At 56.9% G+C, this 22,416-nt stretch carries 24 protein-coding genes and 1 riboswitch; of the genes, 7 read left to right on the top strand and 17 right to left on the bottom strand.

Features of this window, described 5'->3' with window-relative positions:
• Positions 1-17: 17 nt before the first annotated feature.
• The 5 genes from trpB to rpsA all read right to left on the bottom strand — a co-directional run bounded on the left by trpB (position 18) and on the right by rpsA (position 4,603).
• Complete coding sequence (gene trpB / locus ACR0NZ_RS10440; protein WP_480473782.1) at positions 18-1,265, bottom strand: tryptophan synthase subunit beta; 1,248 nt, start codon at positions 1,263-1,265, stop codon at positions 18-20.
• A gap of 98 nt (positions 1,266-1,363) precedes the next feature.
• Positions 1,364-2,008: a phosphoribosylanthranilate isomerase gene (locus ACR0NZ_RS10435; RefSeq protein ID WP_480518743.1), complete on the bottom strand. Its 645-nt coding sequence runs from the start codon at positions 2,006-2,008 to the stop codon at positions 1,364-1,366.
• Between the two features lie 5 nt (positions 2,009-2,013).
• Entirely contained in the window at positions 2,014-2,364 is a 351-nt protein-coding gene (locus ACR0NZ_RS10430) for a lipopolysaccharide assembly protein LapA domain-containing protein (protein WP_209505811.1), read from the bottom strand.
• Between the two features lie 7 nt (positions 2,365-2,371).
• A complete protein-coding gene (ihfB, locus tag ACR0NZ_RS10425; RefSeq protein WP_050603110.1) occupies positions 2,372-2,656 on the bottom strand; it encodes an integration host factor subunit beta in 285 nt (94 codons plus the stop codon).
• Between the two features lie 270 nt (positions 2,657-2,926).
• A complete protein-coding gene (gene rpsA, locus ACR0NZ_RS10420; protein WP_480473784.1) occupies positions 2,927-4,603 on the bottom strand; it encodes a 30S ribosomal protein S1 in 1,677 nt (558 codons plus the stop codon).
• Between the two features lie 629 nt (positions 4,604-5,232).
• On the opposite strand from rpsA, the gene ACR0NZ_RS10415 reads away from it, so the two are divergent.
• Positions 5,233-5,709 (top strand): YHS domain-containing (seleno)protein, encoded by a 477-nt coding sequence (locus ACR0NZ_RS10415; RefSeq protein WP_480473785.1) that lies wholly within the window; start codon positions 5,233-5,235, stop codon positions 5,707-5,709.
• Between the two features lie 24 nt (positions 5,710-5,733).
• Here the strand turns inward: ACR0NZ_RS10415 and cmk are convergent, their stop codons facing one another.
• The 10 genes from cmk to miaB form a co-directional block, all read right to left on the bottom strand.
• Positions 5,734-6,351: a (d)CMP kinase gene (gene cmk / locus ACR0NZ_RS10410; RefSeq protein ID WP_480488256.1), complete on the bottom strand. Its 618-nt coding sequence runs from the start codon at positions 6,349-6,351 to the stop codon at positions 5,734-5,736.
• Positions 6,348-7,694 (bottom strand): 3-phosphoshikimate 1-carboxyvinyltransferase, encoded by a 1,347-nt coding sequence (gene aroA, locus ACR0NZ_RS10405; RefSeq protein WP_480518741.1) that lies wholly within the window; start codon positions 7,692-7,694, stop codon positions 6,348-6,350. The genes cmk and aroA overlap by 4 nt, the downstream gene beginning before the upstream one ends.
• 68 nt (positions 7,695-7,762) lie before the next feature.
• Positions 7,763-8,473: a tRNA (guanosine(46)-N7)-methyltransferase TrmB gene (gene trmB / locus ACR0NZ_RS10400; RefSeq protein ID WP_480518739.1), complete on the bottom strand. Its 711-nt coding sequence runs from the start codon at positions 8,471-8,473 to the stop codon at positions 7,763-7,765.
• A 95-nt stretch (positions 8,474-8,568) separates the two neighbouring features.
• Positions 8,569-9,750, bottom strand: coding sequence for a methionine adenosyltransferase (metK, locus tag ACR0NZ_RS10395; protein WP_480518737.1), 1,182 nt, complete (start codon positions 9,748-9,750; stop codon positions 8,569-8,571).
• Between the two features lie 5 nt (positions 9,751-9,755).
• Positions 9,756-9,804: riboswitch (SAM-SAH riboswitch) on the bottom strand.
• A gap of 30 nt (positions 9,805-9,834) precedes the next feature.
• Positions 9,835-11,349 (bottom strand): apolipoprotein N-acyltransferase, encoded by a 1,515-nt coding sequence (lnt, locus tag ACR0NZ_RS10390; RefSeq protein WP_480518735.1) that lies wholly within the window; start codon positions 11,347-11,349, stop codon positions 9,835-9,837.
• Entirely contained in the window at positions 11,346-12,233 is an 888-nt protein-coding gene (locus ACR0NZ_RS10385; RefSeq protein ID WP_480476819.1) for a hemolysin family protein, read from the bottom strand. The genes lnt and ACR0NZ_RS10385 overlap by 4 nt, the downstream gene beginning before the upstream one ends.
• A 35-nt stretch (positions 12,234-12,268) precedes the next feature.
• Positions 12,269-12,763: an rRNA maturation RNase YbeY gene (gene ybeY, locus ACR0NZ_RS10380; protein WP_480473791.1), complete on the bottom strand. Its 495-nt coding sequence runs from the start codon at positions 12,761-12,763 to the stop codon at positions 12,269-12,271.
• A 36-nt stretch (positions 12,764-12,799) separates the two neighbouring features.
• Positions 12,800-13,822 carry a PhoH family protein gene (locus ACR0NZ_RS10375; RefSeq protein WP_480494855.1) on the bottom strand — a complete coding sequence of 341 codons (1,023 nt, stop codon included), beginning with the start codon at positions 13,820-13,822 and terminating at the stop codon, positions 12,800-12,802.
• Between the two features lie 136 nt (positions 13,823-13,958).
• On the bottom strand, positions 13,959-14,891 hold the full coding sequence (locus tag ACR0NZ_RS10370; protein ID WP_480518733.1) for an outer membrane protein: 933 nt from the start codon (positions 14,889-14,891) through the stop codon (positions 13,959-13,961).
• A 4-nt stretch (positions 14,892-14,895) separates the two neighbouring features.
• Positions 14,896-16,215, bottom strand: coding sequence for a tRNA (N6-isopentenyl adenosine(37)-C2)-methylthiotransferase MiaB (gene miaB / locus ACR0NZ_RS10365; RefSeq protein WP_480518731.1), 1,320 nt, complete (start codon positions 16,213-16,215; stop codon positions 14,896-14,898).
• A gap of 122 nt (positions 16,216-16,337) precedes the next feature.
• On the opposite strand from miaB, the gene ACR0NZ_RS10360 reads away from it, so the two are divergent.
• Positions 16,338-17,201, top strand: a complete 864-nt coding sequence (locus ACR0NZ_RS10360; RefSeq protein WP_480518729.1) for a hypothetical protein — start codon at positions 16,338-16,340, stop codon at positions 17,199-17,201.
• A 6-nt stretch (positions 17,202-17,207) separates the two neighbouring features.
• On the opposite strand, the gene ACR0NZ_RS10355 is transcribed toward ACR0NZ_RS10360, so the two are convergent.
• Positions 17,208-18,005 (bottom strand): phytanoyl-CoA dioxygenase family protein, encoded by a 798-nt coding sequence (locus tag ACR0NZ_RS10355; RefSeq protein ID WP_480518727.1) that lies wholly within the window; start codon positions 18,003-18,005, stop codon positions 17,208-17,210.
• A gap of 83 nt (positions 18,006-18,088) precedes the next feature.
• Between ACR0NZ_RS10355 and ACR0NZ_RS10350 the strand changes: the two genes are divergently transcribed.
• A complete protein-coding gene (locus tag ACR0NZ_RS10350; RefSeq protein WP_480518724.1) occupies positions 18,089-19,012 on the top strand; it encodes a LysR family transcriptional regulator in 924 nt (307 codons plus the stop codon).
• Here the strand turns inward: ACR0NZ_RS10350 and irrA are convergent.
• A complete protein-coding gene (gene irrA / locus ACR0NZ_RS10345) occupies positions 18,990-19,406 on the bottom strand; it encodes an iron response transcriptional regulator IrrA (RefSeq protein ID WP_267366106.1) in 417 nt (138 codons plus the stop codon). The genes ACR0NZ_RS10350 and irrA overlap by 23 nt on opposite strands.
• 188 nt (positions 19,407-19,594) lie before the next feature.
• Here irrA and fabA point away from each other — a divergent pair, with 188 nt between their 5' ends.
• From fabA to ACR0NZ_RS10325, 4 genes are read left to right on the top strand one after another with little or no spacing between them, the layout of a single operon-like run.
• Positions 19,595-20,104, top strand: coding sequence for a bifunctional 3-hydroxydecanoyl-ACP dehydratase/trans-2-decenoyl-ACP isomerase (gene fabA / locus ACR0NZ_RS10340; RefSeq protein ID WP_480518722.1), 510 nt, complete (start codon positions 19,595-19,597; stop codon positions 20,102-20,104).
• Positions 20,105-20,135: 31 nt separating this feature from the next.
• On the top strand, positions 20,136-21,365 hold the full coding sequence (fabB, locus tag ACR0NZ_RS10335; RefSeq protein ID WP_480518720.1) for a beta-ketoacyl-ACP synthase I: 1,230 nt from the start codon (positions 20,136-20,138) through the stop codon (positions 21,363-21,365).
• 5 nt (positions 21,366-21,370) lie between these two features.
• Entirely contained in the window at positions 21,371-22,162 is a 792-nt protein-coding gene (locus tag ACR0NZ_RS10330) for an enoyl-ACP reductase FabI (RefSeq protein ID WP_480473799.1), read from the top strand.
• A 58-nt stretch (positions 22,163-22,220) separates the two neighbouring features.
• The gene (locus ACR0NZ_RS10325) at positions 22,221-22,400 is read left to right on the top strand and encodes a hypothetical protein (protein WP_267366102.1); all 180 of its coding nucleotides are present in this window, start codon (positions 22,221-22,223) and stop codon (positions 22,398-22,400) included.
• The last annotated feature ends 16 nt before the right edge of the window (positions 22,401-22,416 follow it).

Genomic DNA, 22,416 nt, shown 5'->3' with positions numbered 1-22,416 from the left:
TGCGGTCCTGGTTGAAATCACCCTGCAGTGCGGCCTTCGGTGTCGGACATGTCGAAGTTCAGGTATTTTGCGACGGTCTGAACATCCTTGTCACCGCGTCCGCACATATTCATGCAGATCAGGTGGTCCTTGGGCAACTCGGGCGCGATCTTCATGACATGCGCCAGGGCGTGACTGGGTTCCAGCGCCGGAATGATACCCTCGGTGGCACAGCACAGCTGGAATGCCTCAAGCGCTTCCTTGTCGGTAATCGAGACGTAAGTCGCGCGACCGACCTCATGCAACCAGGAATGCTCGGGGCCGATACCCGGATAGTCCAGACCGGCCGAGATCGAATAGCCTTCCAGAATCTGCCCGTCATCATCCTGCAACAGATAGGTCCGGTTGCCATGCAGCACGCCCGGGCGACCGCCTGTCAGCGAGGCACAATGCTCCATCTTTTCGTTCACACCTTTACCGCCAGCCTCAACACCGATGATGTTGACGGCCTTGTCATCAAGGAAAGGATAGAACAGGCCCATCGCATTCGAGCCGCCACCGATAGCCGCAATGATCGTATCGGGAAGACGGCCTTCGGCCTTCATCATCTGCTCTTTGGCTTCCTTGCCAATGATCGACTGGAAATCACGCACCATCGCCGGGTATGGGTGCGGACCGGCCACTGTTCCGATGCAGTAGAACGTATCGCGCACATTGGTCACCCAGTCGCGCAGCGCGTCATTCATCGCGTCCTTCAGCGTACCACGTCCCGAAGTGACCGGGATCACCTCGGCCCCCAGCAAGCGCATACGAAACACGTTCGGGGCCTGACGTTGCACGTCATGGGCACCCATATAAACGATGCATTTCAGACCAAATTTCGCACAGACCGTGGCTGTCGCGACACCGTGCTGCCCTGCCCCGGTCTCGGCAATGATCCGGGTCTTGCCCATGCGTCGCGCCAGAATGATCTGGCCCAGCACGTTGTTGATCTTGTGTGCGCCGGTGTGGTTCAGCTCATCGCGTTTCAGATAGATCTTCGCCCCGCCCAGATGCTCGGTCAGGCGTTCCGCAAAATACAGAGGCGAGGGGCGGCCCACATAGTTGGCCCACAGATCATCCATCTCGGCCCAGAAGGTCGGATCATCCTTGGCTTTGTTGTATTCCTCTTCCAGTGACAGGATCAGCGGCATCAGCGTTTCGCTGACAAAACGCCCGCCGAATATGCCAAAGCGCCCTTGCTCGTCAGGGCCGGACATGAAGGAATTGAAAAGATCGTTGGCCATGGGTGTCTCCCTCGTCGTACCTGACTGTCATAGGTGGTCGTCGCGGGATTTGCCATGGCAAAACGCACCATATTGCCCCCTTGCAGAGGCAAACAAAATCAGCGCGTCGCGTCGATAAATGCCTGTATCAGTCCAGCGTCCTTTACGCCCGGCGCGCTTTCAACACCTGACGCCACATCGACTTGCCGCGCACCCGTCATGCGGATCGCCTCAGCGACATTGTCCGGGTTGAGACCACCGGACAACATCCACGGCCTGCGCCAGTATTTGCGACCTGCCAGCAGCCGCCAGTCAAAAGGAAGACCGTTGCCGCCGGGAAGTTCCGAATTCTTCGGCGGCTTTGCATCGATCAGAAGCTGGTCTGCAACTTCGGAATACTGATCAATCGCTGCCAAGTCCTCGGCCTCCGCCACACCGATCGCCTTGATGACGGGCAGGCCATAGCGCTGCTTGACCTCTGCCACACGCTCGGGGCACTCTCCGCCGTGAAGCTGCAACATATCCAGCGGAACCCCAGCGACAATCTCATCAAGCTGCGCGTCCGAGAAATTCACGGCCAGAGCGACCTTGGCAACGCCGACTGGTACTTCGGCGGCCAAGGCCGCGGCTTGCGGTATTGGTGCGTAACGGGGCGATTTGGGAAAAAAGTTGAACCCGACATAGCGTGCGCCGGCTTCAACCGCAGCACGCACATGTTCTGATGCGGTCAAACCGCAGATTTTAACGGATACATCGGTAGACATAAGCCTCAGCTGGCCTCGTCGAGTAGGGCCAGAATATCATCCTTACCCTCGTTCTGCTTTTTCTTGAGCTTCTTGACTTCGCGTTCAAGCTTGCGGACCTCGCCCTTTTTCACGGTCGCATCGCGGCGGTGTTTATGTTCCCGCAGCCATTCCCACATGAAACCGATGATCAAACCGGCGACAACGCCACCGAGAACGACCAGAAAAAGCGGTAAAGAGGTACTGACGTTAAAGCCCAGAAGCTCGGCCAGAGCATCGGGCATCAGTTTCAGTTCAACAGACTGAACATTCGCCAAGGACACAGAAATCAGAACGATCCCGAGAGTCCCAAGAAAAGCATATCGAAGGTAACGCATCATGAGGTCAGGCTTTACCGTTCAAACGATCCCTGAGCAACTTGCCAGTTTTGAAAAATGGTACACATTTTTCCTCGACCTGAACGGTTTCACCGGTACGGGGGTTGCGCCCTACGCGGGCATCCCGCTTTTTCACCGAAAACGCGCCAAAGCCACGCAGTTCGACCCGGTCGCCGCGCGCCATGGCATCGGTGACTTCTTCGAACACGGTGTTCACAATCCGCTCGACATCACGCTGATAGAGATGCGGGTTTTCGTCAGCGATTTTCTGAATCAGTTCTGAACGGATCATTCGAGATACCCTCCCAGGCAGCCGGTGTGACAGGTCTACTGTTTTGACAGTATAGGAAAAAACCCAGAACGGGGGAACGGATACTCTGCGTGTTGATGCCTTATTTTGCCATATTCTCACGCGAAATTTTGCCCGACAGGCCGATTTACACACTTCAAGCGCGAACAATATCGAGTTTTAGCAGTGTGTTTGGAACATGTTGATTCGCAACAAAAACGGCCCCGCACTTCCATGCGAGGCCGTAAATCATACTTGGGATGCGCCCCGGGCTTAGTCGCCCGACTTCAGCGCTGCACCCAGAATGTCGCCCAGCGACGCGCCCGAGTCGGAAGAACCGTACTGTTCCACGGCTTCTTTCTCTTCGGCGATCTCGCGTGCCTTGATCGACAGGCCCAGACGGCGGGTCTTGCTGTCAACGTTGGTTACGCGGACATCAACCTTGTCACCGACCGAGAAACGCTCGGGGCGCTGTTCGGAACGGTCACGCGACAGGTCGGAACGGCGGATGAACGACTTCATGCCTTCGTACTCGACCTCGATGCCGCCATCTTCGATTGCGGTCACTTCGACAGTGATGACCGAGCCACGCTTCACGCCGCCAACGGCTTCTGCGAACTTGTCACCACCCAGAGCTTTGATCGACAGCGAGATACGCTCTTTTTCGACATCCACTTCCGAGACAACGGCCGAAACCATGTCGCCTTTGCGGTAGTTCTGGATCGCATCCTCGCCACGCTCGTCCCAGGACAGGTCCGACAGGTGAACCATGCCGTCGATGTCGCCCTCGAGACCAATGAACAGACCAAATTCGGTGATGTTCTTGACTTCGCCTTCGACCTCGGTGCCCTCGGGGTGTGTTTCTGCAAACACTTCCCATGGGTTGCGCTGAGTCTGCTTCAGGCCCAGAGACACGCGGCGCTTGGCGCCGTCGATTTCCAGAACCATGACGTCGACTTCCTGGCTGGTCGAGACGATCTTGCCGGGATGGACGTTTTTCTTGGTCCAGGACATCTCGGACACGTGCACCAGACCTTCGACACCGGCTTCCAGTTCGACGAATGCGCCGTAGTCGGTGATGTTGGTGACGCGACCCTGATGGACCGAGCCCAGCGGGTACTTGGCTGCAACCAGATCCCACGGATCTTCCTGAAGCTGCTTCATGCCCAGGCTGATGCGGTGGGTGTCTTTGTTGATCTTGATGACCTGAACCTTGATGGTTTCGCCGATCGTCAGGATCTCAGACGGGTGGTTTACACGGCGCCATGCCATGTCAGTGACGTGCAGCAGGCCATCAACGCCGCCCAGGTCAACAAATGCACCGTATTCGGTGATGTTCTTGACCACGCCCTCGACGTTCTGACCTTCGGTCAAGTTGCCGATGACTTCGGCGCGCTGTTCGGCACGCGATTCTTCCAGGATTGCGCGACGCGACACAACGATGTTGCCACGGCGGCGGTCCATTTTCAGAATCTGGAACGGCTGCTTCAGACCCATCAGCGGGCCTGCGTCGCGTACGGGGCGTACGTCAACCTGCGAACCGGGCAGGAACGCAACTGCGCCACCCAGATCGACGGTGAAGCCACCTTTGACGCGGCCAAAGATTGCACCATCGACACGCTGGTCGTCGGCATATGCTTTTTCCAGACGATCCCATGCCTCTTCGCGGCGGGCCATCTCGCGCGAGATGACGGCTTCGCCACGGGCGTTTTCTGCGGCACGCAGGTAAACTTCGACCTCGTCGCCGACAGCGATTTCAGGGGCTTCGCCGGGATTTGCGAATTCTTTCAGATCAACGCGGCCTTCCATTTTATAGCCGACGTCGATGATGGCTTGACCGGCTTCAATCGCCAGGATCTTGCCTTTGACAACAGAACCCTCTTCGGGCGTGTCCATTTCGAAGCTTTCGTTCAGGAGGGCTTCGAATTCCTCCATGGATGTGTTAGCCATGTGGCGTTCATTTCCTTTACAGTACGTTTTTGCTGGCCGAGCGGTTGTCTCCGCCGGTCTTGTTTCATGACGTCTTCAGGCGTGATCCGGTGCGCCCCGAGCAAACAAACACAAAGGGCCGAGTTAACCCGGCCCTGCTCAGAAACGTCATCCGGACGTTGACCGCCCTTGTATCGACAGCGCGCGTATAGGCTGAATCTTGAACCGGTGCAAGTGCAAAGCCTATGGTGCGCGGCAGCGCGCGCAGGAACTCCTGCCTAGCGCTGATCCCCAATGCAAGATGGCAACCTGAATGATAGCAGGTTCTGACTGAAAAAGTCTGCATGGTCCGCGGTAGGTTCTTGCCCGAAGGAATCTTGGTACCGGGAACCGAACCACGCGGCTAAGCCTCAGCATGCAACGCAAAGGTGATATGTCTCAACTTTTCGCGCGTCACGCGGCGCCCGGCTTCCTGCGTCACAGGATGGATGGTGGAGAATTGGAGAGTGAACGCCAACCATTCGACTGTTTGTACGATCTGCAAGACTTGGTGACGTATCTGAGATTAAACGTTCCGTATCCTTTCCCTAATTTAGCTTTATCGGTCGACAAAGAGGTCGACCCGAAACCAGAACCAAAAGGAAAATATTATGAAATCTCTCATCTTTGCCGCCATGGCGACTGCAATTGCCCTGTCCACCCCGGCCTTTGCCGCTGACGAAATCAACGTGTCCAACGGCATTTCAGCCGCTGGTGCGCCACTGGCCGCACATGGCGTTGATCTGGTTGCATTGGTCAATGATGGCAACCCGGTCGAAGGCTTCGCCACTCACTCGTCAACTTATGACGGAGCCTCCTATTATTTCACGTCCGCCGCGAACCGTGAAGCGTTCGAGGCAAACCCTGCTGCATACCTGCCGCAGCATGGTGGCTTCTGTTCATTCGGCGTATCGGTCGGCAAGAAGTTTGACGGTGACCCGGATCAATACCTTGTCGCAGACGGAAAACTGTTTCTGTTCCTGAACGCGGAAACCCGGGCAGCCTTTTTGAAGGACGTTGTCGCCACCGCAAAGACGGCGGATGACCAATGGGCGAATATCAAAACCGTCGCCGTGGGCGAGCTGTAAGACCTGCCCCGTTTGCCTGCGGCGTTAACGCGTCGCGGGCAGTTTTGCGTTGATCACCTCAAGGGCTTTGGCCAACGCCGCCTCGATACTCAAATCGGTGGTGTCCAACCGCACGGCATCCTCAGCGGGTTTCATCGGAGCGGTGCTGCGCTCAGCATCTCGCGCATCCCGTTCTCTGACATCTGCCAGAACCTGTTCACGGGTTACGTCAGCGCCTTTTGCACTTAGCTCCAGGAAGCGTCGCTCGGCGCGCACTTCAGCACTGGCTGTTACAAACAGCTTCACTTCGGCATTCGGACAAATCACCGTGCCGATATCACGACCGTCCAGAACGGCCCCACCTGCCCTGCGGGAAAAAGCGCGCTGAAAATTGACCAAGGCCGCACGAACTTCCGGAAGAACCGCCACTTTGGAAGCTGCCTGCGCAATCTCGGCGGTGCGCAGGTCGCCTTGTTCAAGTTCTTCCGCTGTCAGGGCCTGTGCGGCCTCAAGCGCGTCAACCCCTTCCAGGGTCCGCCTTCCGACAGCGCGATACAGCAAGCCCGTGTCCAGATGGGCAAAGCCGAAATGCGCCGCCACAGCCTTGGATATCGTGCCCTTGCCCGCAGCCGCTGGTCCGTCAATGGCAACCGTGAAACTCACGTGCGCTTTACCTTTGCGCCCAGCGACGCCATCAGTGGTTCAAAGATCGGGAACGACGTTGCAATCGGGCCACCATCATCCACGCTTACGGGATTCTGCGCCCCCATACCCATCACCATGAACGACATGGCAATGCGGTGATCCAGAAAGCTTTCGCAGGTGCCGCCGCCCGGAACGTTGCCGATGCCCAGCCCTTCGACCGACCACCAGTCGTCACCTTCAGCGACTGTCACCCCGTTGGCGCGCAGGCCACGGGCCATGGCGTCAATCCGGTCGCTTTCCTTCACGCGCAGCTCTTTCACGCCGCCCATCATCGTTGTGCCTGTGGCATTTGCAGCCACCACAGACAGAACCGGGTATTCATCAATCATCGAGGCGGCACGCTCGGAAGGAACGTCGATGCCTTTCATGTTGGGCGAGTACTTGGCGCGCAAATCGGCAACCGGCTCGCCCCCTTCTTCGCGTTCGTTTTCATAGGTCAGATCAGCGCCCATCTCGCGCAAGGTTGTAAAAAGGCCCGCGCGTGTGGGGTTCAAACCGATCCCTGGCACCAAAACATCCGATCCAGGTGTGATCAATGCCGCGCAAACCGGAAAAGCCGCGCTGGACGGATCGCGCGGTACAGCGATGACCTGTGGCTTCAGCTCCGGGCGACCGGTCAGAGTGATAACACGGCCCTCGTCGGTATCCTCGACCGTGATTTCGGCACCAAATCCAGCCAGCATCCGTTCGGAATGGTCACGCGTAGCCTCTTTCTCGATCACAACGGTCTTTCCGGGGGCATTCAGACCCGCCAAAAGTACGGCGGATTTCACCTGCGCCGACGGCACAGGAACTTCGTATCGCACAGGGGTCGGGTCCGCAGCGCCGACGATGGTCATCGGCAAGCGCCCGCCGGATCGCCCAACCGATTGTGCCCCAAACAAGGCCAGAGGGTCAGTCACCCGCGCCATGGGGCGTTTGTTCAGACTAGCATCACCGGTAAAGGTCGCCGTGATCGGAGAGGTCGCCATCGCCCCCATGATCAGCCGCACACCGGTTCCCGAGTTGCCACAGTCGATCACCTGACCCGGTTCGGCGAAGCCACCGACACCCACGCCGTGCACTGTCCATTCCCCGTTTCCGTGCTCTGTGACCTCAGCGCCGAAGGCACGCATCGCCTTTGCGGTATCCAGTACGTCTTCGCCTTCCAGCAAACCCGAAATCCTGGTTTCACCCACGGCCATCGCACCAAGGATCAGCGACCGGTGCGAAATCGACTTGTCGCCGGGCACCTCGGCCGTGCCGGTCAGCGGGCCGCAGGGATGCGAGGTCATCGGGATGGGCGTGCCGTGTCCGGACATGAGGGCTCCTTTTGCGCTATCAGTGCTCAAGCCGATTAGCGAATTGACGCCCGTTGGTCCAGCGGCAATCAGCCTTTGCGTCGGAAGGTCAGGTAGTGAGGTGTCCGACCCTCGCGCAGCGCCTTCTGTTCGTATCGCGTGGAGATCCAGTCGCCCCACGGCTCGCGCCAGTCAGAAGGGCGTTCGGCCAGCCATTCAAACCCGGCGCGCGGAACCTCTTCCAAGGTCTGACGCACATAATCGGGAATGTCAGTTGCAACCCGGAAGATCGCCCCGGGTTTCAGCACTTTCGCCAGCGGTTCAAGATGTTCCTGGGTTACAAATCGACGGCGATGATGCCGCGTTTTGGGCCATGGGTCGGGATAGAGAAGGAACGCGCGCGAAATGCTGGCCTCTGGCAGCACGTCGAACAGATCGCGCACATCGCCGGGGTGCACGGCAAGGTTTTCAACACCTGCCTGACGGATTCTGCCCAGCAGCATGGCAACACCGTTAATGTATGGCTCGGCCCCGATGATGCCAATGTCAGGATTGTTTTGCGCCTGGTGCACCAGATGCTCACCACCGCCGAAGCCAATTTCCAACCAGACCGGCTTGCCGCCGAACAGATCGTTCAGGTCCAGCGGCTTGCGTTCGGGATTCGAGGCCCAGTCCACGACGCCGGGCGACAAGGCGGCCAGATCTTCGTTCAGATAGGTCTTTTGACTGGGCTTCAGGGTCTTGCCCTTGAAGCGGCCATAAAAGTTTCTGCGCGGGCGTTGTGGGATCTCGGTGCTCATGGCGGTGGCCATACTGCGCAGTGGAGTACGTTGCAAGGGCGTGCACCGGCCCAAAGAAAAGCGCGCCCCTGAAGGCGCACTTTGGATTTTTCAGATCAAACTGCGGATTTCAGCGCGTCGACCAGATCAGTGCGTTCCCAGCTAAAACCGCCATCCGCATCCGGTTCGCGGCCAAAGTGACCGTAAGCCGCTGTACGCTGGTAGATCGGCTTGTTCAGCTGAAGGTGCTGACGAATGCCGCGGGGTGTCAGATCCATGACCTCACCAACTGCTTTTTCGATAGCAGCATCGTCGATCTGGCCCGTGCCATGCGTGTCTGCATAGATCGACAGCGGCTTCGATACGCCAATGGCATAGCTCAACTGAATGGTGCAGCGCTCGGCCATACCGGCGGCTACGACGTTTTTCGCCAGATAGCGCGCGGCATAGGCCGCCGAACGGTCAACCTTGGTCGGGTCTTTGCCCGAGAATGCGCCGCCACCATGCGGGGCTGCGCCACCATAGGTATCCACGATGATCTTACGACCGGTCAGACCAGCGTCGCCATCCGGCCCGCCAATAACGAATTTTCCGGTCGGGTTGACGTGCCATTCGGTATCAGCCGACAACCAGCCTTCGGGCAGAGTTTCACGGATATAAGGTTCAACGATGGCGCGGATGTCATCCGACGTCAGCGCCTCGTCCAGATGCTGCGTCGACAGAACGATCGAACTGACGCCGACCGGTTTGCCGTTTTGATAAACGACCGACAATTGAGATTTCGCATCCGGCCCCAGTGCAGGCTCGGTGCCGTTCTTGCGCACTTCGGCCAGACGCCGCAGGATTGCGTGCGAATACTGGATCGGTGCCGGCATAAGCGCAGGCGTCTCGGTTGTCGCGAAGCCGAACATGATGCCCTGGTCGCCAGCGCCTTCGTCCTTGTTGTCCGCGGCATCCACGCCCTGCGCGATATGGGCGGATTGTTCGTGCAGAAGGTTTGTAACCTCGACGGTTTCGTGGTGGAATTTGTCCTGCTCATATCCGATATCTTTCACGCACTCGCGCGCGATCTCTTCGATGCGGCCCATGTAGTCGTGCAGTTTGTCCTTGTCCGACAGACCAACTTCGCCACCGATAACGATGCGGTTGGTCGTGGCAAAGGTTTCGCAGGCCACGCGCGCCTCAGGCTCTTCATTCAGAAATGCATCAAGGACAGCATCTGAGATACGGTCACAGACCTTATCCGGATGCCCTTCAGAAACGGATTCCGAAGTAAAAGTATAGTTCTGTCGGGACATAAATGTGCTCCATTAAGGTTTCTCCGCCACGCCAGGAAGCCGTTGTGGCAGACCACAGACGCATACGCTTGCCCAAAGTTGGGGTCAATCTCTAATTGCCCGGTTGCCGCGGGTACCAAACAGCGCCATTGCCAGAATAAACAGTAAGACAACAACGATCGGACTGTCCCCGATACGTGCATAAGTCGTGCGACGGTGTGGTTGCGGCAGCACGGCGTCCACATAGCCAGCCTCACCCAGAGCCAACGACGCAGTCAAACGACCCAATGGGTCAATCATGGCCGATACACCGGTATTGGCCGAACGGATCATCGGCAAGCCCTGCTCAATTGCCCTCATCCGGGCTTGCACCAGGTGTTGAAACGGTCCCGACCGAGTTCCAAACCAGGCGTCATTTGTGATTTGCAGCAAGAAATCAGCCCGACCCGGCGCACCGTTCACATCTTGCGGGAAGACGGCTTCGTAGCAAATCAGTGGCAACGCCTTTCCCAGCTTGCCGAGGTCCAACAGGGCAGGGCCCGGCCCCGCGCTGAACCCGTGCCCGGTTGCAGTTGCCAGACCACTGATCCCGAAACGCCCCATCAGATCACCCAAGGGGACATATTCGCCGAATGGCGCCAGATGGTGTTTGTCATACACCCCTGCCAGACGCCCGGTTTCATCCAGATAGATCAGCGAGTTGAAAATCCTCGGACCTTCTGCGCGCTGAATCCCCAGTATCACCGGCGCACCCTGCGCGGCATCCGCAATAGTCGACAGAAACGGTCGTGCGCTGCCCAACCATTCGGGAACCGCGGTCTCGGGCCAAACAATCAGGTCAGGTCTAGGAGAGGCTGCAGTATACTCAACCTGACGCGCAAAAAACAAAGGCGCATATGCCGGATCCCATTTTTGATGCTGAGGGGCATTCGGCTGGATCACGCGAACCAGATGCGAACTACCCTGAACGACGGGTCGCGTCGACCCGTAGGCAATCGCCATCGCTGCCATAACGCCGGTAAAACTCAGGGTCCGCACCAAACCGTCCAAGGGTTTGTCCTGCACCAATGCCGCGCCAATTAGGAATGTTGCGGCAAAGGTCAGCACATTCAACCCATACGGCCCGACCAGAGACAGCATCTGCGCCACTGGCGTGTCCACCCAGATTTGCGCGACCCCAGCCCATGGAAAGCCGGTCAACACATATCCCCGCGCCACTTCGGCCAGGGACAAAACTGCAACCAGTAATATGCCCTGACGAACTGGCGTGGCACCAATTCTGCGCGACAGGCCGAATGCAGAGGCCCAGAACAAGGCCAGTCCGCCCGCTAAGAACACCAACGCAAACGGGGCCATCCAGGCATGGCGTTCAGCATCTACCTGAAACGGCTCAATGATCCAGCCAAGGGCATGGGCAAAATAGCCGGTCGCGAAGGCCCAGCCGACCCATGCCGCCCGGCCTCGGGTTTCGCTGGCAAGGAAGATCGGCACAATCAGGACCAGAGCCAAAACGGTTGCGCCCCAATACAGATGAGGCGCCTGACCAAACGCGCCTACACCGCCAAGGGCGGCAGCGACCAACAATCTCAATGATAATGGCCAGCCCCGTACTGGGGTCATGCAGCAACGTCCGGCAGCATGACGCGCAGCCGTTTGATACGGCGTGGATCGGCTTCGATCACTTCGAATTCCGGACCTTCTGGATGAATGACAACTTCACCCCGCGCCGGAACGCGGCCGGAGAGCATAAACACAAGCCCGCCCAGAGTATCGATTTCCTCTTCGTCGACGTCTTCATGACTGGTCAGAGACCGGCCAATCTCAGCCTCGAAATCTTCGAGCGGCACACGCGCCTGCACCACATAACATCCGGGCTTTTCCTGCACCCAAAGCTGGTCTTCATCCGCATCGTGCTCGTCAGCGATTTCGCCGACGACCTGCTCGATCAGGTCTTCGATCGTGAGCAGTCCATCAACGCCGCCATATTCATCAATCACCAATGCCATGTGACGCCGCTCGGTTTGCATCTTGGTCAACAAGACGCCGATTGGCATGGATGGCGGCACGAACAATAGCGTCCGCAGCATCGAGGTCAGATCAAACTCTTTGCCGCCACCGTTGAAACCGTGGGTCAGGGCAAAATCCTTGAGATGAACAAAACCAAGCGGTGTATCCAAGGTTCCCTCATAGACAGGAATCCTTGACATACCACTGCTCCGGAAAACATCCGCCAGTTCATCTTTTGTGATCGTTGAAGGTACCGAGACGATTTCAGCGGTAGGGATGGCAACATCCTCAACGCGCATCCGGCGCAGGTTAATCATCCCGCGTGGCTGCGCCACAGCCGCGTTTTGTCCGTTCACCGTCTGGTCCGGTTGAGTATCATCGCTCGAAAACACTTCGAGGATTCGAGAAAACAGACCGGTTTTCTCTTCCGTTTCAGTACTGCTGTCCTGAGGTTGCGCGCTTTGCGCCGCCCTAGAACTGCCTTCTATATCGCCCATTACCTTGTTCCAACTGATCGGGTCTTGAACCCACATTATACCTTATATGGGTCATCAATACCCAATTTGCCAAGTATCTTGACCTCAATCCCTTCCATCAAGGTGGCATCGGGGTCACGAATGTGATCATAACCCAGCAAATGCAACGTTCCGTGAACAAGCAAATGGGTCACATGGTCACTCATTGCCTTGTTGGCCTCGGCCGCCTCGCGGGCACAGGTGTCATAGGAAATCGCAATATCGCCCAGAACAATCTCGCCGGTAAAATCCGGCTCTGGCAGGCGTGGTGATTGCCCTGGCTCATCCGGAGCTAGGTCTTCCGCAGGCCAGCTCAGCACATTGGTGGGCGTCGGTTTACCGCGAAATTCAGCGTTCAGTTCTGAAATCCGCGCATCGTTGCATCCCAATATACTGACTTCGCACTGCTCCGGGGCCAATCCGCAATGGGTCAGAACGGCGTTAATCGCCTTTTGTGACAAGACCTCAAGATCTTGCCACCTTTCGTCTTCGAAAATGAGTTCCAGGGTCATCTTACCGCGCAACAGCCTCGTTAGCGGGCTATGTGTTCACGTGGTTTCACGGCCCGCATCGGCCTCATACGCCTCGATGATCGCAGCGACAAGCGGGTGACGCACCACGTCTTTCGAGGTGAAGTAGTTGAAGCTGATATTCGGGATTGTTTTCAACAACCTCTCAGCATCCGCCAAGCCCGATTGAACGCCACGCGGCAAATCGACCTGTGACCGGTCGCCAGTTATGACCATGCGGCTTCCTTCGCCCAGACGGGTCAGGAACATCTTCATCTGCATCGTGGTGGCGTTTTGCGCTTCATCCAGAACCACAAATGCGTTGGCCAGCGTACGACCGCGCATAAAGGCCAGCGGAGCGATTTCGATTCGTTTTTCTTCGATCAGCTTGGCCAACTGTTTTCCGGGCAGAAAATCGTTCAGCGCGTCATAAAGCGGCTGCATGTAAGGGTCGACCTTGTCCTTCATGTCACCCGGCAGATAGCCCAGTTTTTCGCCCGCCTCGACCGCCGGACGGCTCAGGATGATTCGGTCCACATGCCCGCCGATGAACATCGAAACCCCGACCGCCACCGCCAGATAGGTCTTACCCGTCCCCGCCGGACCAATTCCAAAGGCCAGCTCATTCTTGAACAGTGACTGGACATAGGCTTTCTGGGCGTCGGTGCGCGGTTCAACCAACTTCTTGCGGGTTTTGATCTCGACCGAACCGCCCTTGAACATCTCAAGCTGATCGCCATCGCGGCTACCGGTTCCCTGTTCCGAAACACCCATCCGCAACTCGCGATCGACGTCTGCTGCCTCAACCTCGCGCCCACCTTCAAGCCGAGTGTAAAGCGATTGAAGCACTTCAACCGCCTGTTTCTGAGCATCTTCATCGCCCATCACAACAAGCTGATTGCCGCGGCGTACAATCTGGACCGAAAGCTTGGTTTCGATCTCAGCCAGATTGCGGTCATATTCACCGCACAGGTCAATCAGCAATCGGTTGTCGGGAAATTCTACGAACGCCTCGTGTTGGGGCATTTCATCTTGCGGTGGGGTCAGGGCACCGATGGCCAATCCGCTCTCCTGTCTTGGCTGTTCACCCCGAGCGTAGACAACAAATCTTGGTAGGCGCAAGCCACAGTTTAAAAAATAAATGCTGAGATGTCATAACAGCCGATTTAACGGTGATTGGTTGCCGATTGGATGAACATTAGAAGGTGTAATTCAGCCCGAATCTTAATCCGCTGTATTTTGGTGTGGACTTTGTGGAGAAGCCAGAACTGAACTGGATGTCTTTTGATTGGAACTGGACATATTCATATTCGCCCGTAATCGACCAATTGTCGGACAACTTATGCTCGGCCCCTATGCTTGCCGAATAGCCGTTCCGCCGATCTGACACGGGGAAATTCTGAACCGAGGTGGCCGATGCAAAACTGTTGGTTGTTTCCACATCGCCCCACAGATATCCGACGCTAAAAAAATACAGAATTCGTCCGCTGCGGTTCGTCAGACCATTGCGAAATCGGACTGCCAGAACATCCGATATCTTTGTTCCGCCCTGCACATTGACGCTGCCGATCCGCCTGCTGACAGTGTCGTCAAGAGATCCGAATTCATACCCGATTTCGAAGCCGTAGACATAGTCGCGCCCTTCCCTTGCAGGTAGAATGCCACGCCAGCCGCCCCGGACCCCCCCGTATGCTCCCGACAAATCCTGATCACCGATATCAAACTGTCCGCCGGGTGTTGTCAGGCCAAATCGATCGTCCCCACCAGCGCCATAACCACCAGCAAGCCCCAGATAAAAAGCACTGACATCGCTGCTGAATCTTTTCGGGCTGACCACTTCCGGATCGCTTATCTCACCTTTCAAATCACCGGCAATGGATGCGCTGGCAATCAGTGTAACAGCGGCAGTTAGTGTCAGCGTTTTCAACCTGCTCAGGCTCGTAAAGCTATTGAAAGTCGTCACTCGTACCTCCCTCATCCCGTTTTCCGGGACCGGCATATTGCCGATTTGCAGGCGCAAATCCTTGCGCCCCGAAAACCATGGCTCCTCTCGGAGCATAGTTCCAAGCAATAAATCAAGGGTAAATTTTGGAAACAAACACCAACTATGGTGTCCGGGAGGTGTATACACCGATCTACAGCAACTCACCGGCCAGAGAATTCGCCCCCGACGCAGTGATCCGGACCTCTCTCAAGTCACCCGTGGCGATCTCTGGTCCTTTTACGTGCACCGAATGCAGGTATTCGGACTTTCCAACCATCTGTTCAGGCAGGCGACCCGGTTTTTCAAAAAGAACGCGGACTGTGCGTCCAACCATACCGTCCTGAATTTCCCGCTGATGACGCGTGATCAAGGCCTGAAGCCGCTGCAACCGTTCATCTGACACTGCCGGATCAACCTGGGCTCGTTCAGCCGCTGGGGTTCCCGGACGTGTGGAGTATTTGAAGGAATAGGCGTAGCCGTATTTGACCTCTTCGACCAAATCCATCGTGGCCTGAAAATCATCTTCGGTTTCTTCGGGAAAACCAACGATGAAGTCCCCCGACATCACGATATCAGGCCGCGCCGCGCGAATGCGTTCGACCAGCCGCAGATAGCTTTCTGCCGTATGGCTGCGGTTCATCCTTTTGAGGATACGGTCCGAACCCGACTGAACCGGCAAGTGTAGATAGGGCATCAGCTTGTCACAGGTGCCATGCGCCTCGATCAGGTCGTCGGCCATGTCGTTCGGGTGCGAGGTCGTAAAGCGGATGCGTTCCAGCCCGTCGACCTTGTTCAATTCCCAGATCAAGCCGGCAAGTGTCATGTCACCATTTGCCCCGGCACCGTGATAGGCGTTGACGTTTTGGCCCAGCAACGTGATCTCGCGCACCCCGCGCTCGACCAGATCATTGGCTTCGCGGATGATGCGATCCGCTGGACGGCTGACTTCAGCACCGCGCGTATAAGGAACCACGCAGAAGGCGCAGAATTTATCACAGCCCTCCTGAACAGTCAGAAACGCCGTCGGGCCGCGCTTGGCCTTGGGGCGGTTTTTCAGTTTTTCGAACTTGTCCTCTTCGGGGAAATCCGTGTCCAGCGCCTTTTCGCCCGCTCGGGTCTTTGCCTCCATCTCGGGCAGGCGGTGATAGCTTTGCGGACCGACCACCAGATCAACCAGCGGCTGGCGGCGCATGATCTCTTCGCCTTCAGCCTGAGCGACACAGCCCGCCACGCCGATTTTCAAATCAGGCTTCTCGGCCTTCAGACCCTTAAAGCGCCCCAGTTCGGAATACACTTTCTCTGCCGCTTTCTCGCGGATGTGGCAGGTGTTCAGCAGGATCATATCCGCATCTTCGGGGGTCTGGGTTTCAACATAACCCTGCCCGCCCAGCGCCTCGGACATGCGTTCGCTGTCATAGACATTCATCTGACAGCCATAGGTCTTGATAAACAGCTTCTTCGGTTCGGACATGAGACGGGCCTTTGCATTCGCTGGACCGGCGTCGTCTATCTGCTTCGAACGCCGCTTGCAATGCGGGCGCAATTACCCGAATTTGGCGGAACTTTCCAGCAAGACAAAACCGAAAACAGCCGATGCAATACGATTCCTTCGACCATTTCCTGAAAGCGGGGCAGCCCGCAATGACGCAAGGCCCCGTTGCGATGGTCTTTGCCGAGGACGAGGTCGAGTTGGAAAGCACTCTGCATCACCATCTGAAGCTAAGGTTCAAATCCGTTATCGCCTTCATGCCTCAGGAGTTCCGACTAGAGCCCGCGTTGACCGACCGGGTGCATCGGGTCACCTTGAAATGCGTTCCCCGAACGGTGGTTTTCGATACCCTGAACAGAATAATTCAGGCCGCACCCGGCATCTGGATGTATTACTGCTATAACGCCGAATACCTGTTCTTTCCGTTTTGCGAAACGCGCAGCATTGGCGAAATGCTGGCCTTTCACAGCGAAGAACGCCGCAATGCGATGCTGAGCTACGTCATCGACCTTTATGCCGAGGACCTGACCGCTTTTCCCAACGATGTCGCCCCCGAACAGGCTTTGTTCGACAAAACGGGTTACTATGCCCAATCACGCCACGACCCTGATGGCCAACCTCTGGACCGTCAGGTGGACCTGTCAGGTGGCTTGCGCTGGCGGTTCGAGGATCACATTCCCTATGAACGCCGTCGCATCGACCGCATCGCCCTGTTCAAGGCGCAAAAGGGCCTGATCCTGAAATCCGACCACACGTTCAATGAGCCGGAATACAATACCTATTCCTGCCCATGGCATCACAACGTGACCGCGGCTATCTGTTCCTTCCGCGCCGCGAAGGCGCTCAAAACAAATGCCGGGTCGACTTTTGACATTCCAAGTTTTAGCTGGCGCAACTCCGTGCCTTTTGAATGGCACTCGCGGCAGCTGCTGGATCTGGGTCTGATCGAATCAGGCCAATGGTTCTGAAGCGCCTCAGCGCTGAAACAGGACCGGAAACCAGTCTTCACGAAGACGCTGCCCCGGCGTCATGTCATGGCCGGGAAACGGTGGAGAGGTTCTGCCAGGACGCTCTACATACCGCGCGTCATCGCCGACCAGCCGCAGAGAAAAGGCGCGGCGACGGCTGTCCGAGTGGTTTCCTCGCGCACCGTGAAGGGTGCGATAATTGAAGGCAACGGCGTCACCGGGGTCCATTTCGAATTCGACGACCTTCATGCCCTCAGCATCCGGGTCCGGCACGGAGATGTACTGCCCTTCATCAGGGAAAAAACCTTCCTCTGAAACCCAGCGGGTTGGCAGCACCTCTTTTTCCCACCGGTGAGAGCCTGCGACGCAGCGCAACGTCGCCTGCCTGACCGGATCCAGCGGAGACCAGAAGCTGATGGTTTGCTGACCTTCAACGAAGTAATATGGGCCATCCTGATGCCAGGGCGTGGCCATGGATGTCCCGGGCTCTTTGACCAATACGTGGTCGTGAAACACCTGCACACTTTTCGACTGCATCAGGTCCGCTGCGACCTCGGCCGCAGGCGAGTTTTCGATCACCTCACGGAACTGTGGGATGCGGGTCCAGTTGCAGTAATCGTCAAAGAACAGACCCGTTTGACCCTCTTTCTTGTTTTCTGATGCATACGGGCCAGGCTCTGCCATATTCGCGGCCACACCCTTCCGCAGTTGATCCACATAGTCTGCAAACAGCCCTTTGATCAGAACGACGCCATCATCCTGATAAGTTGTGATCATTTCTTGAGTAACAAGCGGGTGAGGCATCCGGGTCTCCATTCGTTTTCCAATCTTTTGCGTTGGAGATGTGTTCTATTCAAATCATATCTTTCGAAATTATAATTAATTTCATGTTATATATTTCACTGCGTCAGTATGAATATGTTTGCGCAGTCGGGCGCCACGGCAGCCTGTCCGCCGCCGCACAATACCTGAATGTTTCACAACCAGCACTGTCCACGGCCCTGACGCGTGTCGAAGCACATTTGGGATACCCGCTGTTTATCCGCCGCCGAGGTTCGGCCATGGCGCTGACACCTCAGGGGCGAAAATTCATCGATCAGGCCGAGAGCCTGCTGAAAGACGCAGCCCAAATCGAGGCATCAGAAACTCCGTCGCCAGGCACGACACGTCTAAGTCTAGGGTGTTTTACAGACCTCGCGCCCTTCCTGCTGGCACCCGCCCTGCACCATTTGCGCGATGCTTTTCCAAACATCGCTATCACTTATTTTGCCGCCTCATTCGAAGGGCTGTTGAACAGATTGATTGATGGCCAGATCGATGTTGCAATCACTTACGAGCTGACAATGGATGCCGGGTTCACACGAACAAAACTGTTCGACAGTCGACCAAAGGCCCTAATGCCCCCGGATCATCTGTTGGCGACAGCGGGCATGGTCTCACTGGCTGACTTGGCTGCTCACCCGTTGATCCTGTCAACAGAAGGCTGGTCGGCACAACACATCCTCAGTCTCTTCCGGCGCAACGGTCTGCACCCGACTGTCGCGCATAGGGCGGCGTCGATTGAGATCCAGCGCAGTCTTGCCGCCCATGGCGAAGGGATCGGGATCAGCTATACCAGCCCGCTCAGCCCGGTCAGTTATGACAATAAACGTCTTGTCAGTGTTCCGATCAGCAATCAGGACGCAACTGAATCCGTTGTTCTTGCGCGCCACGGAACAGGGCCCGCTGACGCAACCATTGATCAGGTTGAACGTTTGTTATTGGCGAGTTTGAAAGGTGGTCTTGGCGCTACTTTTTGCGCAGGCGAATGACAACGTCAACCGAGGCAATCTCGACCCCTTCGGGCGCTTCGGGCAGGCGCTGGATCACCAATTGGTCCGATGGCGCATCACTCAGGCGTGCCTCGTCTTCCCAATAAAAATGAGGGTGATCATGCGTGTTCGTGTCGAAATAGCTTTTTGACCCGTCCACAGTGATTTCCTGCAGAACGCCGGCGTCGCAAAACGCACGCAGGGTATTGTAAACCGTCGCCAGTGATACAGCGTCACCATTCGCCTTGGCAGATTCAAACAGGCTCTCGGCGGTAACGTGACGATGGCGGCCATCGCCCACCAATAGCTCGGCCAACGCCACACGCTGACGTGTCGGACGCAGGCCAGCGTTCACCAGCCAACCCGTAGCTATATCGCCGCTCTGCGGTGTCATTGATCCAATACCCATAGTGACTTCCATTATATATAGGAGCGCATGGTTGGCAATTTCAAATGAAATTCATTCGCAAAGAACGCGGTATACACAACATGATGTGGCCGCTGCTCTTGCAGGACCTTGCAAACGGGTGCTAGACGAGGCCAGATATTACGAACGGACCCACGGCAGGAGAGGCGGCAAGAATGGCCCAGTTCCCGAGCAGTTTTGACAAAGACGATCTGCTGAAATGCGCCCGCGGCGAATTATTTGGCCCCGGCAATGCACAATTGCCCGCCCCGCCAATGCTGATGATGCACCGGATCACCGACATCTCGGATGATGGTGGCCTGCACGGCAAAGGCCATGTGCTGGCCGAGTTCGATATCACCCCTGACCTTTGGTTCTTTGACTGCCATTTTCCAGGCAACCCGATTATGCCGGGTTGCCTGGGCCTTGACGGTCTATGGCAGCTGACCGGTTTCAACCTGGGTTGGCGTGGATGGCAAGGGCGCGGCATGGCCGTTGGCGTGGGCGAAGTGAAACTGACCGGTATGGTTCGTCCCGACCGCAAGATGCTAACGTATAAAATCGATTTCAAAAAAGCGATTCAGACACGTCGCCTGACCATGGGTGTGGCAGATGGAATCGTCGAAGCCGATGGCGAGATGATCTATGATGTCAGAGATATGAAGGTCGTTCTGTCCGAGGCCTGAGCCTGACCGACCCGAAATAAGGAGTGCGCACATGCGTCGAGTAGTCGTCACCGGTCTGGGGGTAGTGTCTTCGATCGGGAATAATGCCCAAGAGGTTCTGGCCTCGCTCAAAGCAGGTAAATCCGGGATCGAAGCCAGCGAACAGATGGCAGAACACGGGTTTCGCAGTCAGATCGCGGGAACGCTCAAGATTGACGTGGCTGAACACGTAGACAAACGCACCCTGCGCTTCATGGGTCCGGGCGCGGCTTACGCTCATATCGCCATGTCTCAGGCCATTGCAGATTCCGGTCTGACCGAGGACCAGGTCGTCAACCCGCGTACAGGTTTGGTGGCCGGATCCGGCGGCCCGTCGACAAGCGCGATGCTGACCGCTCATCAGACGGTTCTGAGCACCGGTGCAACCAAACGGATAGGGCCGTTCGCCGTGCCAAAATGTATGTGCTCGACAATCTCGGCAAACCTGGCGACCGCGTTCAAGATCAAGGGTATCAACTATTCGATCACCTCGGCCTGCTCGACCTCGCTGCATTGCATCGGCAACGCGGCCGAACAGATCATGCTGGGCAAACAGGACGTCATGTTTGCTGGCGGCGGCGAAGAACTGGACTGGACGCTTTCGTGTCTGTTCGATGCGATGGGCGCGATGTCGTCGAAATACAATGACACGCCCGAGAAAGCCTCGCGCGCGTTTGACGAAAACCGTGACGGGTTTGTGATTTCCGGTGGCGGCGGCATCCTCGTTCTGGAAGAGTTGGAGCACGCTCTGGCCCGCGGTGCAAAGATATATGCCGAAGTCACCGGCTATGCTGCCACCTCGGATGGCCACGATATGGTGGCCCCTTCAGGTGAAGGCGGCGAGCGCGCGATGCGGCTGGCGCTGGACACACTGCCCGAAGGTCGCAAGGTCGGCTATATCAATGCACATGGAACCTCGACCCCTGTCGGTGACGTGGGCGAAGTAGAGGCTGTGCGCCGCATCTTCGGTGAAGGCAATGTACCGCCGATTTCCTCGACCAAATCAATGACTGGCCACGCGCAAGGCGCGGCAGGAGCGCTTGAGGCGATCTTCTGCTTACTCATGCTGGACAATGATTTCATTACGCCGTCGATCAATGTCGACACACTCGCCCAAGGCATCTTGCCCGGTGAAATTGCAACTGAAGTGGTTGAAAACGCAGGACTGGACAGTGTCATGACCAACAGCTTCGGCTTTGGCGGCACTAACGGGTCCATGATTCTGTCTAAGTATAACGGGTGAAAGTGATGTCGGATCTTCTCAAAGGTAAACGCGGCCTGATCATGGGCGTGGCCAATGACCGCTCAATCGCGTGGGGCATTGCCAAGGCCATGCACGAGGCAGGCGCAGAACTGGCCTTCACCTATCAGGGCGAAGCGTTCGGCAAGCGGTTGGAACCTCTCGCTCAAAGCTTGGGCAGTGATTTCATGGTGGATGCCGATGTGACCGACGACGAGTCACTGGATCGCGCCTTTGGTGAGCTGGCTCAGCGTTGGCCCACCATCGACTTTGTTGTTCATGCCATTGCGTATTCGGATAAGTCCGAGCTGACAGGCCGGTTTCTGAATACCACGCGGGCGAACTTCAAACACTCGATGGACGTGTCGGCCTATTCTTTCATCGAGGTGGCGCGCCGCGCCTATCCGATGATGAAGGACAAAGGGGGTTCGCTGCTGACGCTGACCTATCAGGGATCAAACCGGGTTGTACCGAACTACAACGTCATGGGTGTTGCCAAGGCTGCGCTGGAATCGGCGACCCGTTATCTGGCCAATGACCTTGGCCCGGATGGTATCCGCGTGAACGCAATCTCACCTGGGCCGATGAAAACCCTTGCCGGTGCGGCCATTGGCGGAGCGCGCAGGACATACAAGTTCTGTGATCAGAATGCGCCGATGCGTTCGAATGCCACACTGGAAGCTGTTGGCGGGACCGCAGTTTACCTGACATCTGATGCGGGTGCCTGCACGTCTGGTGAAATCATCCGAGTTGACGGTGGTTTCCACGTTCTGGGCATGCCACAACCCGATTTCATGTGACCATATCTTTCCCTGCCGCCGCCAAGATTTCACCATCTTTGGGCGGCAGGACTTCGATATGAGCAAGCTAGATCAAATCATTGCAAACAACGCACGGTCAGTGCAAAGCCGGAAGAAGTCCGGTTTCCTCAGCCAGCGGGCCAGAGTGCTGCTGCTCGCGCTGACTTCATTGCTGCTGGTGTTTGTCTTTTTCACCCAGCCACAGGTACGTGCAGCTGTTGAAGCTTTGATCGGCTGAAGTCCGTGCAGGAGTT

This window comes from Ruegeria sp. AE3 (assembly GCF_056542225.1).
This window is presented reverse-complemented; position numbering and strand designations above follow the sequence as displayed.

Coding starts and splice junctions, on each gene's coding strand:
- trpB (WP_480473782.1), bottom strand. CDS start 1,265: ATGGCCAACGATCTTTTCAATTCCTTCATGTCCGGCCCTGACGAGCAA.
- ACR0NZ_RS10435 (WP_480518743.1), bottom strand. CDS start 2,008: ATGTCTACCGATGTATCCGTTAAAATCTGCGGTTTGACCGCATCAGAA.
- ACR0NZ_RS10430 (WP_209505811.1), bottom strand. CDS start 2,364: ATGCGTTACCTTCGATATGCTTTTCTTGGGACTCTCGGGATCGTTCTG.
- ihfB (WP_050603110.1), bottom strand. CDS start 2,656: ATGATCCGTTCAGAACTGATTCAGAAAATCGCTGACGAAAACCCGCAT.
- rpsA (WP_480473784.1), bottom strand. CDS start 4,603: ATGGCTAACACATCCATGGAGGAATTCGAAGCCCTCCTGAACGAAAGC.
- ACR0NZ_RS10415 (WP_480473785.1), top strand. CDS start 5,233: ATGAAATCTCTCATCTTTGCCGCCATGGCGACTGCAATTGCCCTGTCC.
- aroA (WP_480518741.1), bottom strand. CDS start 7,694: ATGTCCGGACACGGCACGCCCATCCCGATGACCTCGCATCCCTGCGGC.
- trmB (WP_480518739.1), bottom strand. CDS start 8,473: ATGAGCACCGAGATCCCACAACGCCCGCGCAGAAACTTTTATGGCCGC.
- metK (WP_480518737.1), bottom strand. CDS start 9,750: ATGTCCCGACAGAACTATACTTTTACTTCGGAATCCGTTTCTGAAGGG.
- lnt (WP_480518735.1), bottom strand. CDS start 11,349: ATGACCCCAGTACGGGGCTGGCCATTATCATTGAGATTGTTGGTCGCT.
- ACR0NZ_RS10385 (WP_480476819.1), bottom strand. CDS start 12,233: ATGGGCGATATAGAAGGCAGTTCTAGGGCGGCGCAAAGCGCGCAACCT.
- ybeY (WP_480473791.1), bottom strand. CDS start 12,763: ATGACCCTGGAACTCATTTTCGAAGACGAAAGGTGGCAAGATCTTGAG.
- miaB (WP_480518731.1), bottom strand. CDS start 16,215: ATGTCCGAACCGAAGAAGCTGTTTATCAAGACCTATGGCTGTCAGATG.
- ACR0NZ_RS10360 (WP_480518729.1), top strand. CDS start 16,338: ATGCAATACGATTCCTTCGACCATTTCCTGAAAGCGGGGCAGCCCGCA.
- ACR0NZ_RS10355 (WP_480518727.1), bottom strand. CDS start 18,005: ATGCCTCACCCGCTTGTTACTCAAGAAATGATCACAACTTATCAGGAT.
- ACR0NZ_RS10350 (WP_480518724.1), top strand. CDS start 18,089: ATGTTATATATTTCACTGCGTCAGTATGAATATGTTTGCGCAGTCGGG.
- irrA (WP_267366106.1), bottom strand. CDS start 19,406: ATGACACCGCAGAGCGGCGATATAGCTACGGGTTGGCTGGTGAACGCT.
- fabA (WP_480518722.1), top strand. CDS start 19,595: ATGGCCCAGTTCCCGAGCAGTTTTGACAAAGACGATCTGCTGAAATGC.
- fabB (WP_480518720.1), top strand. CDS start 20,136: ATGCGTCGAGTAGTCGTCACCGGTCTGGGGGTAGTGTCTTCGATCGGG.
- ACR0NZ_RS10330 (WP_480473799.1), top strand. CDS start 21,371: ATGTCGGATCTTCTCAAAGGTAAACGCGGCCTGATCATGGGCGTGGCC.
- ACR0NZ_RS10325 (WP_267366102.1), top strand. CDS start 22,221: ATGAGCAAGCTAGATCAAATCATTGCAAACAACGCACGGTCAGTGCAA.